Consider the following 12045-nt stretch of genomic DNA (forward strand, 5'->3'; position numbering starts at 1 on the left):
GGCATGATCTTCCAGCACTTCAACCTGCTGTCGTCGCGCACCGCCGCCGACAACATCGCGCTGCCGCTCGAGATCGCCGGCTGGTCCAAGGCCGACATCAAGGCCCGCGTCACCGAGCTGCTCGCGCTCGTCGGCATCGCCGACAAGCACGACCGTTATCCCTCGGAGCTCTCCGGCGGCCAGAAGCAGCGCGTCGGCATTGCCCGCGCGCTGGCGACGCGGCCGAGCGTGCTCTTGTCGGACGAGGCGACGTCCGCGCTCGATCCGCAGACGACACGCGCGATCCTCGATCTGCTCGCCAACATCAACCGCGAGCTGGGCGTGACCATCGTGCTGATCACCCACGAAATGTCCGTGGTACGCCAGCTCGCCAAGGAAGTGGTCGTGCTCGACGCTGGCCACGTGGTCGAGAGCGGCCATGTCGCCGACATCTTCACCCATCCAAAACATCCGATCACGCAGTCCTTCCTCGCGGAGGTCATCGGCGACAGCCTGCCGGTCTCGCTGGCGAGCCGGATCGTGGCGGAGCCGCCCGTTGGCGGGCAGGCCGTGATCCGCGTCCAGGTCCGCGGGGCAGGGGCCGGCGACACCGTGGTGGCGCGGCTCGCCCGCGAGCTCGGCCTCGACGTCGCGCTGCTGTCGGCGCGCATCGACGAGATCGGCGGCCAGCATGTCGGCTCGCTCGTTCTCGGCATTCCTGGCCGCGAGGACGCGCAGGCGCGGGTCCTTGCCTGGTTGTCTCAATATCAATTCCCGGCGGAGCATCTCGGCTATGTCGCCTGAACTCATCAATTTGATCATCCAGGCTACCTTCGAGAGCCTGTACATGGTCGGCATCGCGGCGCTGCTCGGCACCGTCTTCGGCCTGCCGCTCGGCGTCTTCCTCGCGACCAGCCGGAAGGGCGAGCTGTTCGCGGCCCCACTCGTCAACCGCGTGCTTGGCATCGTCGTCAATGCGACGCGTTCGACGCCGTTCATCATCCTGGTCGTGGCCATCATCCCGTTCACCCGGCTTGTCGCGGGCACCTCGATCGGTTCGACCGCCGCAATCGTGCCGCTGACGATCGCGTCGGCGCCGTTCATCGCGCGTCTGGTCGAAGCTGCGATCCGGGAGGTCGATGGCGGCCTGATCGAGACGGCGTCCTCGTTCGGCGCCTCGCCGCTTCAGATCGTGTTCAAGGTGCTGATCCCCGAGGCGCTGCCGGGCCTGTTGCTGGCGCTGACGCTCGCAGTGGTCAGCCTGCTCGGCTACTCCGCGATGGTCGGTGCGGTCGGCGGCGGCGGCCTCGGTGATCTCGGCATCCGCTACGGCTATCAGCGCTTCATGCCGGAGATGATGCTGGCCGTCGTCGTCGTGCTGATCGCGCTGGTGCAGCTCGTCCAGAGCGCCGGCGATTATCTGGCACGTCGGGTCAACCGCCGGCTGCGGCATCACTGATAGCACCATCCTGAAAATGGAGACTTCAATGCGCTTTCTCGCAACCCTTGCGGCTGCAGCCTTGCTTGCGACCACGGTCCATGCCGAAACCATCCGCGTCGGCGTCACCGCCGGTCCCCATGCCGAGATCATCGACGTCGTGAAGAAGGTCGGCGCCGAGCGCGGCCTCGACATCAAGGTGGTCGAGTTCACGGATTATGTGATCCCGAACCAGGCGCTGGCCCTGAAGGATCTCGAGGCCAATTCGTTCCAGCACGAGCCGTATCTGAAGAACCAGATCTCCAAGACCGGCTGGAAGATCGTCAAGGTCGCCAACACGATCGGCTCGCCGCAGGGCGTCTATTCGCAGAAATACAAGACGCTCGCCGACCTGCCGGAAGGTGCCCGTGTCGCGATCGCCAACGATCCCTCCAACGGCGCGCGCGGCCTGATGATCTTGGCGCTGCACGGCGTGATCAAGCTGAAGGACAACAACAACGTCGCCTCGACCATTGCCGACATCACCGAGAACCCGAAGAAGCTGCGCTTCGTCGAGCTCGATGCCGCCCAGCTGCCGCGCGCGCTGCAGGACGTCGACGTCGTCTCCATCAACAACAATTACGCGGTGCAGGCCGGCCTCAATCCGGCGACCGACGCGATCGCCCGCGAGAATCCCGACGGCCCCTGGGTCAACATCCTCGCCGTTCGCGAAGAGGACAAGGACAAGCCCTGGGTGAAGCCGCTGATCGAGGCCTATCACTCCGCGCCGGTGAAGGAGTTTTTGGAGAAGCGCTTCAAGGGCACCTATCTGCCGACCTGGTAAGGCGAGCGGGCGCGTCAGGCCGCCAACCTGGCGCGTCGCAGCGTCTCCGAGGGCTTTTCGGCGAAGTGACGCTTGTAGTCGAGCGAGAACTGGCTGAAGTGCCAGAAGCCGTGCTGCACGGCGACGTCGTAGACCGAGGCATCGGTGCCGCCGGCGCGTTTCAGATCGCGCCGCACGCGGTTCAGCCGCATTGCTCGCCAGTAGTGCATCGGGCTCGTTCCCAAAACCTCCTGGAAGCAATAGCCGAGCTTGCGCGGGCTGGCGCCGACCGCCTTGCAGACCTGCAGCAGCGAGAGCGAGCGATCGCCGCTGCCATGCATCAGCGCCCGCGCACGATCGACGGTGCGCTTGCGCGCCGCGGCGCTGCGGCCGGGATCGCTGGGGCGTGCGGTCGGCAGCATGTCCATGATCTCGACGAGAAGGCCGTCTTCCAGCGCCTGCCCGACGGCCGGATCGTCGAACCGCTCGGGGGCAGTCGAGATGGTCTCGTGGATCGCGGCAAGGTGAGCGCGCAATCGCGCGACCGGTGCCTGCGCCATCTCGATCACCCGCAACTGGTGCCAGACTGCGCGCGGCAGCTCGATATCGAGCCGGGCCGCAAGCTCCTCGATCAGCGCCGCGCTGGCGACAACACCGCGCAGCTCGAATGATTTCGGCGTGCACATATCGACCTCGGCGTCGATGCAGGCGATGACCTGGGCACCTGCAACGCTGGCGCCGTTGCAATTGACCTCGCCGTCACTATGCCAGGGCAGACCGATGCCGAAGCTGTCGGCCCCCAGCTGGCCGTATTGGCGGACCTGCTGGCTGGTGATCTCGCGGAAGACGTCGAGCTGGGGCAGGGAGAGTTGGGTGAAGCTGCCCCTGAAGGCTCCGGCGCTGATCTGGTCGTAGCTGAGCCGCCAGCGACCAAGCGAAGCGCAATGCTCGTCGACATCGGTGCTGCTGGCCTGAAACAGGCCGGCAGCCGAGTCCAGAGTCGGAAGAGTTGCGCCTAAGGGCATGACGACACGTCGAAATTCACCACCCAAGAGCCAGCAAGAACCACGCCAGACTGGCACGGCCATAGGCGCTGTCCAGCAAAATATTGCCGGATCTCGATAACGCCCGATGGCGCCGCGGTGCAGGCTTCGGTCCTGCCGTTCCGACATCGCAGCCGGGACGGCGCTTTGCGGAGGGATCGAGATGCGACCGACCGAGATCATGCGCGGCAGCCCGCCCGCGCCCGAGGCGCAGGTGACGCGCGCCAATTGGCGCAGCTTTCCCGCGATCCGCTGGGGCTTTACCCACACCCGCGAAGTGCTGCCGACCGCAGAGATCCGCCGCTCGGCCCAGCCGACGCTAATGCGAAGCGCGCCGCGCGAACTGGCAAAACTCGGCTTCACCGCGCCTGATGGCAAAGCGACCACGATCGAAGCCACGCTCCGCGAGACCTTTGCCGATACGCTCCTCGTCATGCACCGGGGCACGCTGATCCACGAATGGTACGGCGACGGCATGGGCGTGACCACACCGCATCTGATCTGCTCGATCAGCAAGGCGATCGCCGGCACGCTCGGCGGCATGCTCGCCGCGCGCGGGCTGCTCGATCCCGAGGCGAGGGTGGTGCGCTACGTGCCGGAGTTGGAGACGTCGGTCTACGCCGGCTGCACTGTCCGCAACCTGCTCGACATGGCCGTCGCCATCAAGTTCGAGGAGGATTACGAGGACCCCGCCGGCGACGTTGCGCGCTATCGGTTCTCCTCGGGCTGGGACGTGCCGCCGCCGGGCGCCGAGGCAGGCCACCAGCGCGCCTATCTCACGACCTTGCGCGGCACCGGCAAGCCGCACGGCAAGGTGTTCCACTACGTCTCGCCCAATACCGAGGTGCTCGGCTGGGTCTATGAGCGTGCCTGCGGCATGCCCTATCATCGCATCCTCTCCGAATATCTCTGGCAGCCCCTGGGCGCGGAGGAGGACGGCTCGCTCACGCTCGACAGCCACGGCATGGGCCGCATCGCCGGCGGCATCTCCGTCACCGCGCGTGACCTCATCCGTTTCGGCGAGATGATCCGCTGCCGCGGCGTGGTCGAGGGGCGGCAGGTGGTGCCGGGCTGGTGGATCGACGACATCCGCGAGAACGGCGATCCCAAGGCCTGGGCCGACGGCGACCTCGCCGAGTTCTTCCCAGGCGCGCTCTACCGCAGCAAATGGTTCACGATCGATCCGTCGCGCAACGCGCTGACCGCGATCGGCATTCATGGCCAGCACCTCTATGTCGACCTCGACTCGGACACCGTCATCGTCAAGCTCGCGACACAGCCCAAGGCGATGGACGTGCCGATCGACCAGCGCTGGTTCGCCGCCTTCAGCGCCATCACCTCGCATCTCGCCTGATTTCTGGACATCCCCATGCTCGATACCGTCAAGGCCAAATCGCAAGCAGAGACCGCGACGCCGCATCCGCTTGATCCGCTGACGGCCGAGGAGATCACCGCCGCCTGCACGCTGGTGCGCGCCGACGTGACCTCACCCGAGAACTGCCGCTTCCCGACGGTCCGGTTGGAGGAGCCGACCAAGCATGAGCTGGCTGCAGGCGGCGTAGGGCGCCGCGCCTTCGCGTTGACGCTTGACGTCACCACGGGCGAGGCCATCGAGCATATCGTCGATCTCGGACGTGGCGAGATCGTCGGCCGCAAGGTCGTCCCGAACCGCGAGGCGCCCTACGGGCAGCCGCCGGTGATGCTGGAGGAGTTCTTCAAGTGCGAGGCCGTGGTGAAGGCCGATCCCGGATGGCGCGCGGCGATGGCGCGGCGCGGGCTCTCCGACAAGGACATCGAGCTGATCCAGGTCGATCCGTTCTCGTCGGGTTTCTTCGACAAGGAGTTCGAGCGCGGCGCCCGTATCGTGCGTGCCGTCAGCTATTTTCGCGAGCACCTCCAGGATAACGGCTATGCGCACCCGATCGAAGGCGTTGTCGCTGTCGTCGACCTGATCGGCGGCAAGGTCATCGACCTCACGGATGAGGATCCCATCGTGCCGATTCCGCGCAAGAAGCGGAACTACGGCGCGCATGAGATGACCAATCTGCGCACCGACATCAAGCCGCTGCACATCGAGCAACCCGAGGGCGCGAGCTTTCGCGTCAATGGCTGGAAGGTCGACTGGCAGAAATGGAGCTTTCGCATCGGCTTCACGCCGCGCGAGGGCCTCGTGCTGCATCAGCTCGCCTACCAGGACGGCGCGCGCAAGCGCTCCCTGATCCATCGCGCCAGCGTCACCGAGATGGTGGTGCCTTACGCCGATCCGACCGCGAACCATTTCTGGAAGTCGGCGTTCGATGCCGGCGAATACGGCCTCGGCATGCTCGCCAATGCGCTCGAGCTGGGCTGCGACTGTCTCGGCAACATCCGCTATTTCGACGTACCGGCGGCGGACAGCAAGGGCGAGCCCTTCGTCATGCAGAACGCCATCTGCATGCACGAGGAAGACTACGGCATCGCCTGGAAACATTATGAGTTCCGCAACGGCCTGTTCGAGGTCCGCCGCTCACGGCGGCTCGTGATCTCGTTTTTTGCGACCGTCGGAAATTACGATTACGGCTTCTACTGGTATCTCTACCAGGACGGCACGATCCAGCTGGAGACCAAGCTCACCGGCATCATCCAGACCGCCGCCGTGCCATCAGGCGAGACGTACAAATGGGGCGGCATGGTCGACGACAATCTGGGCGGACCGACGCACCAGCACTTCTTCAACGTCCGCCTGCACATGGATCTCGACGGCGGCGGCAACACCGTCACCGAGCACGATTTCGTGCCGCGGCCCTGGGGTGGCGACAATCCGCACGGCAATGTCTTCGACACCACGACGCGGGTGCTGTCGCGCGAGCATGACGCGGCGGGCATCGCCAATGGCCAAACCGGCCGGTTCTGGAAGATCAGCAATCCCAACGAGACCAACTCGGTCGGCAATGCTCCGGCCTACAAGCTCGTCGTCAATCCGAGCCCGCTGATGCTGGCGCAGGAGGGCAGTTGCGTGCGCAAGCGCGGCGGCTTCGCCACCAAGCATGTCTGGGTGACTGCATTCGATCCGGCCGAGAAATACGCAAGCGGCGATTATCCCAACGTCCATGCCGGCGGCGATGGCCTGCCGCGTTATGCCGCGAAGGACCGCAACATCGAGAATGCCGATATCGTGGTGTGGCACTCTTTCGGCCACACCCATGTCTGCAAGCCCGAGGACTTTCCGATCATGCCGGTGGAATATGCCGGCTTCCTGCTGAAGCCGACCGGCTTTTTCGCCGCCAATGCGGCCGGCGACATCCCGCCGGACCGCAACAGCCGCAGCGTGCTCGCAACCGCGAGCAACACTGCCGACGAATCCTGTTGCCGCGCCGGCAAGTCATAGAGTTCGATCGGGCTCGATCGGATTCTTCGGTAGCGCCGACCGGCGTGGTCATTGGCGATTCTCGCGCGGTAGCAAGCTGATCGTTTCCGACCATCGCCGAATGGTGAGGGAATGTTTCTGTCTAGAAGCATTCCAAACGTGTGGAGCACGACGGCTGCGTGGACCGTACGCGGCATCGGCATGAGCGCATTCGTCGCACGCGCCGCGCACGCCTCTGGAGAGATTCTAACTTCGTTCCTATCGCACTCCCAAACCGCCTGAGTTAGGGCGGGACACCAAAAACGATACCGGCAAAGCCGGCAGTGCGTGGGGCCTCGAAAGACGTGACCGACTACCAACTTTCTTCGCGTGAATGCGCGCGTCGTGGACAGATTCGGGTGCTGCTCCTCGGGGCGGTCAGTACATTCTCGCTCGTGGTTCCCTTTGGTTCCGTGGAGGCGCAGACACAGATTCCCGCTGTCACCGTCGATGCGCCGGTTGAGCGCGCCCGTCCTGCCGCGGTTGCTTCGTCGCGAAGAGCGGCAACACGCACCTCTCGCGCCAATCGTCGCTCATCTGCGCAACCAGCCGCGCCAACCCAGTCGGCCTCGTCGAACGGCGCGACGGGCGAACGTGCCAATGGCCCGGTGCGCGGTTTCGTCGCCACGCGAAGCGGCACGGCCACCAAGACCGATACACCGTTGATCGAAACCCCGCAGTCGGTCTCAGTCGTCACCACCGACCAGGTCAGGAACCAGGGCGCGGTCTCGATCGGCGAGGCGCTGCGCTACACCGCCGGTGTCAGCGGCGACGTCAATGGCGGGTCGGACACCCGCTTCGGCGCTCTCCAGATCCGCGGCTTCGACACGACCATGTCGGGTCTCTATGTCGACGGCCTGCGAATTCCCTCGAGCAACTACGTCCACTTCAACGGCCTCGATCCCTACGGGGCCGAGCGCCTGGAGGTGCTCAAAGGACCGTCCTCGGCGATGTATGGCGGCAGCGGCACCGGCGGCATCCTCAACTACGTGACCAAGCTGCCGACGGCGCAGCAGTTCGGCGAGGTCTCGATCTCCGGCGGCAGCTTCAACCGCTATCAGGGCCAGTTCGACATGGGCGGCGCCGCCAACAAGGAAGGCACGGTGCTGTGGCGCCTCACCGGCGTCGTCCGCGAGGGCCAGACCCAGGTCGACTTCACCAAGGACAACCGCGTCTTCATCGCCCCCGCCGTCACGTTCAAGCCGAACGAAGACACCACCATTACCTTGCTCGCCAACTATCAGAGGGACAGGGCAGGGTGGGGCCTTCAGTTCCTGCCGGCCTCGGGCACGGTGTGGCCGAACAACGGCCGCACCATTCCGGTCTCGTTCTTCGCGGGCGTGCCGAGCTTCAACGCGTTCAACACCGAGATCGCGACCGCCGGCTACCAGCTGTCGCACAATTTCACCGACAACATCACCTTCCGGCAGAACCTGCGTTACGCCTATCAGCACAACGAGGAAAAGGTGTTTTACGGCGGCGGCTATACCGACGAGGCAGCGGGGCAGCTCGCGCGCTTCGGCAGCTACAGCAACTCCTACATCAACTCCTTTGCAGTGGACAACCAGCTCCAGGGCAGGTTCACCACCGGTATCCTCAGCCACACCACGCTGGTTGGCGTCGACTACCGTAACACATCGTTCCGCGACACCGCTTTCTCCGTCAGCACATCAGCGCCCGAGATCAACGTCTTCAACCCGGTCTACAGCTACGACTGGACCATCGGCGGCATGAGCGACAACACCGGCGTCAAGCAGTCGCAGGTCGACCTCTATGCGCAGGATCAGATCAAGCTCGGTCGGCTGTCGTTCCAGCTCGGCGGGCGCCAGGATTTCGTGACGACGCAGGTCGACAGCGGACTCTCGAACACCTCGGTCTCGAAAGATGCGTCAGCCTTCACCGGCCGCGCCGCATTGATGTACAATTTCGACAACGGCATCGCCCCCTATTTCAGCTATTCCGAGTCGTTCCTGCCGGTGCTCGCGACCGGTCCGGCTGGACAGATGCTCAATCCCGAGACCGGCGTCCAGTACGAGGTCGGCGTCAAGTATCAGCCGCTCGGCTGGAATGCGCTGTTCACCTTCGCCGCCTTCGACCTGACGCGTGACAACGTCGCTGTGTACGTGCCTGCAACCACCTTTTACGAGCAGATCGGGCAGGTGAAGTCGCGCGGTATCGAGCTCGAAGGCTCGATGTCGCTCGCCGACGGCTGGAACCTGCGGGCGGCCTACGCCTATATCGATGCCATGGTCACGCAGGATCCGGTCAATGTCGGCAAGGCGCCGGTCACCGTGCCGCTCAACCGCGCTTCGCTGTGGAGCGACTACACGCTCCAGAACGGCATGCTGGCGGGCTTGCAGTTCGGCGGCGGCGTTCGCTATGTCGGCGCGACCTGGGGCGATGATGCCAACACGTTCAAGGTGGGATCGGCGACCGTGCTGGATGCGCTTCTTGCCTATACCCGTGACAATTGGCGGCTGTCGCTGAACGTCACCAACCTTGCGGACACGCGCTATGTCGCGGCCTGCTACGGCCTTTCGGGCTGCATGTATGCCGAGGGACGGAAGGCCATCGGCAAGCTGACTTATCGCTGGTGAAATCGAAGACGGTCCGGCGATGGCGAGCCGGACCTGCTGGATGAGAGTGCAAGACGATGAGAGCGACATTCGGCAAGCTGCATCGCTGGGCGGGACTGCTCACGGCCGGATTCCTGTTCTTTTCCGGCATCACCGGCGCGATCATCTCCTGGGATCACGAGATCGACGACGTTCTGAACAGCCATCTGTTCGACGTCAGCAGCAAAGGCCCGGCGATCCCCTCGATCGAGCTCGCCAAGACGATCGAGCAGCGCGATCCCCGCGCGCGCGTCGTCTACCTCTTCATGACGCCGGAGCAGGGCCATTCGCTGTGGTTCTTCGTCATGCCGCGGATCGATCCGGCGACCGGCAAGCGCTACGCCCTCGACTACAATCAGGTCTTCCTCGATCCCAACACCGGCGCGGAGCTGGGCCGGCGCTATTGGGGCGCGGTCTGGCCCGTCACGCGGGAGAACTTCGTCTCGTTTCTCTACAAGCTGCACTACACGATGCACATCCCGGAGTTCTGGGGCAGCGACCGCTGGGGCATGCGCGTGCTCGGCGTGATCGCCATCATCTGGACCATCGATTGCTTCGTCGGCTTCTATCTGACGCTGCCCTCGCGCCGGCGCGCCAAGGCGGCGCGGGCGCCTGCCGTCACGCGCCAGCTCGACCGCGGCTTCTGGGCGCGCTGGGCGCCGGCCTGGACCATCAAGACCTCCGGCAGCGCCTACCGGATCAATTTCGACATCCACCGCGCCTTCAGTCTCTGGACCTGGGGCGTGCTGTTCGTCATCGCCTTCACGGCGTTCTCGCTGAACCTCTATTTCGAGGTGTTCTCGCCGCTGATGAAGATGGTCTCGAACTACACGCCGACACCCTATGAGCAGCGGCCTTATCGCGATCTCGACGATCCCATCGAGCCCAAGGTCACCTTCGCGGACATCGCCGCACGCGCCGCCGCCGACGGCAAGGCGCGGGGCTGGACGATCCCGGTGGGCTCGGTCAATTACGGCCCGGCCCATGGCGTCTATGCCGCCGCCTTCTTCCACCCCGGCGACGATCACGGCGCCGGCGGCGTCGGCCCGGCCCAGCTCTATTACGACAGCGAGGACGGCCGCCCGATCGGCGAGCGGCTGCCCTGGGTCGGTACTGCCGCCGACATCTTCGTCCAGGCGCAATTTCCGCTGCATTCGGGTCGCATCGTCGGACTGTTCGGCCGCATCCTGATCTCGATCATGGGGCTGGTGGTCGCCGCACTCTCGGTGACCGGCGTCGTGATCTGGTGGCGCAAGCGCCGCGCCCGCATCCGCGTCCGCGAGACCGCGGCGGTGCGTCTGACCCGGCAGCTGACGCCGGCGGAGTAGGGCGCCCGCAAGGTCGTTGCGGATGAACCTTCCCGCCTGCAGCGGGCACAAAGACTGGAGATCGCTCCCAGTCCGCGGACATCGAATGAAATCGCTTGCCTTGCTCTGCCTGCTTGTCCTGGCGACGCCCGTCCATGCGGCCACGCCCGAGCAGCACTATCTCGACCTGCGCGACCGCTACATCGCAAAATTCTCGAGTGCCAAGGAAAGCGATGAGATCTACAAGCAGCATGATGCGGCGCTCAAGGAGCTGGCGGGCGTGCTGCGCGGCCTGGTGGGACCGGTCACGATCAAGGGGCTCCCCGCAGACGGCAAGTCGAACGTCGACACGCTATTCAAGAGTGATATCGGGTTCGGCCATCTCGACGGGCTCGGCTTCGCTTCCGAAGGCGACAAGATGCAGGCCGTGGTGACCACCACGGGGTTGCTCACGCACTGGCTGCGCGAGCATCGCGAGGACGGCATGCCGCAGGACAGCGGCGCCGCGTTCAAGTCCGACCGCTTCTATTATCAGGCGATCCAGGACTCCGCCTTCGCCAAATATGCCGAGCTGCCGATCACAAAGCCCGCATCCGCGAGCGCTGCAGTCGCCGTGCTCGGCCTGCGCGGCAATGGCGGGCTCAAGGGAGCGCCGGATGAAATCGACGTCGTCGCGATCAAGGGCGATAAGGTCTACTTCCTCGCCACATCGGACGCGGTAAAGACCGCTGAAATTCCGGCCTGCGAGCGCGTGTGGAAACAGATGATGGCCAAACCCGTCAACAAGAAGGATCCGCGCGGCGACATGGCCCGCGAGGATCAGGCCATGGCCGCCTACACGACATGCTTCGCCAAGGAAGCGCCGAGCCAGAGCTGGTACGCAGCGGCCGTGAAGAAGGCGCAGAGCCAGTTGGAGCTGCTGCCGCTGCGGTAGCGCGCAGGTTAGGCCGACAATTCGACCGATCGGCCGGCCCCATCGATCAGATGCACGCGGTCGATGTCGACATGCGGCAAGAGCGATCGAATCTCATCTTCCGGCATCAGGCTGAACGCCGTCGACAATGCGTCCGCGGCGGTGGCGCTGCGGGACACAGTCGTCACGCTGCGGTAGCGGTGGGCGCAGCCGCCTGATCGGGGATCGAACAAATGGTTGAAGCGCGCCCTGGAATCGAACTGGCAGCCGTAGCCGCCCGAGGTGGACACGGCGCGGTCGACGATCGGCAGCACCGTCTTCGTGCGGCCCACGATGTCGGGATCGGCGATGCCGATCTCCCAGGGCAGTCCGTCCGGACGCGCGCCGATCGCGCGGGGTTCGCCCATGTCGACCAGGCTGCGCGAGATGCCGTGCGCCCGCAGCAGGTCGACCACCTTGTCCGAGACGTAGCCCTGCGCGATCCCGTTCAGGGTGACGGTCATGCCCTTGGGCATCACGATCCGGTCGCGGCTGATCGACAGCCGGCTGCTGCCGATGCGCGC

Annotated in this window: 10 protein-coding genes; 8 read left to right on the plus strand and 2 right to left on the minus strand. The window is 65.2% G+C overall.

What is annotated here, in order from left to right; all coding sequences use genetic code 11:
- From IC66_RS0104355 to IC66_RS0104365, 3 genes are all read left to right on the plus strand, one after another.
- On the plus strand, positions 1 to 783 hold a 783-nt coding region (locus tag IC66_RS0104355), incomplete at its 5' end, for an NIL domain-containing protein (RefSeq protein ID WP_038946765.1).
- Entirely contained in the window at positions 773 to 1438 is a 666-nt protein-coding gene (locus IC66_RS0104360; RefSeq protein ID WP_038946766.1) for a methionine ABC transporter permease, read from the plus strand. The genes IC66_RS0104355 and IC66_RS0104360, both read left to right, overlap by 11 nt.
- A 28-nt stretch (positions 1439 to 1466) precedes the next feature.
- Entirely contained in the window at positions 1467 to 2240 is a 774-nt protein-coding gene (locus tag IC66_RS0104365; protein WP_038946768.1) for a MetQ/NlpA family ABC transporter substrate-binding protein, read from the plus strand.
- Positions 2241 to 2254: 14 nt separating this feature from the next.
- Here the strand turns inward: IC66_RS0104365 and IC66_RS0104370 are convergent, their stop codons facing one another.
- The gene (locus tag IC66_RS0104370; protein ID WP_028144658.1) at positions 2255 to 3244 is read right to left on the minus strand and encodes a helix-turn-helix domain-containing protein; all 990 of its coding nucleotides are present in this window, start codon (positions 3242 to 3244) and stop codon (positions 2255 to 2257) included.
- A gap of 181 nt (positions 3245 to 3425) precedes the next feature.
- On the opposite strand from IC66_RS0104370, the gene IC66_RS0104375 reads away from it, so the two are divergent.
- The 5 genes from IC66_RS0104375 to IC66_RS0104395 all read left to right on the plus strand — a co-directional run bounded on the left by IC66_RS0104375 (position 3426) and on the right by IC66_RS0104395 (position 11503).
- Positions 3426 to 4616 (plus strand): serine hydrolase domain-containing protein, encoded by a 1191-nt coding sequence (locus IC66_RS0104375; protein ID WP_038946769.1) that lies wholly within the window; start codon positions 3426 to 3428, stop codon positions 4614 to 4616.
- Positions 4617 to 4631: 15 nt separating this feature from the next.
- The gene (locus IC66_RS0104380) at positions 4632 to 6629 is read left to right on the plus strand and encodes a primary-amine oxidase (RefSeq protein WP_038946771.1); all 1998 of its coding nucleotides are present in this window, start codon (positions 4632 to 4634) and stop codon (positions 6627 to 6629) included.
- Positions 6630 to 7255: 626 nt separating this feature from the next.
- The gene (locus IC66_RS0104385; RefSeq protein ID WP_038946772.1) at positions 7256 to 9244 is read left to right on the plus strand and encodes a TonB-dependent siderophore receptor; all 1989 of its coding nucleotides are present in this window, start codon (positions 7256 to 7258) and stop codon (positions 9242 to 9244) included.
- A 56-nt stretch (positions 9245 to 9300) separates the two neighbouring features.
- Positions 9301 to 10590: a siderophore utilization protein FsrB gene (gene fsrB / locus IC66_RS0104390; protein WP_028144654.1), complete on the plus strand. Its 1290-nt coding sequence runs from the start codon at positions 9301 to 9303 to the stop codon at positions 10588 to 10590.
- 85 nt (positions 10591 to 10675) lie between these two features.
- On the plus strand, positions 10676 to 11503 hold the full coding sequence (locus IC66_RS0104395; protein WP_038946773.1) for a hypothetical protein: 828 nt from the start codon (positions 10676 to 10678) through the stop codon (positions 11501 to 11503).
- Positions 11504 to 11511: 8 nt separating this feature from the next.
- On the opposite strand, the gene IC66_RS0104400 is transcribed toward IC66_RS0104395, so the two are convergent.
- The coding region (locus IC66_RS0104400; RefSeq protein WP_162131321.1) for an FAD:protein FMN transferase at positions 11512 to 12045 on the minus strand (534 nt) is incomplete at its 5' end.

Origin of the sequence: Bradyrhizobium genomosp. III (assembly GCF_000261705.1) — a bacterium.
GTDB classification, from domain to species: domain Bacteria; phylum Pseudomonadota; class Alphaproteobacteria; order Rhizobiales; family Xanthobacteraceae; genus Bradyrhizobium; species Bradyrhizobium ottawaense.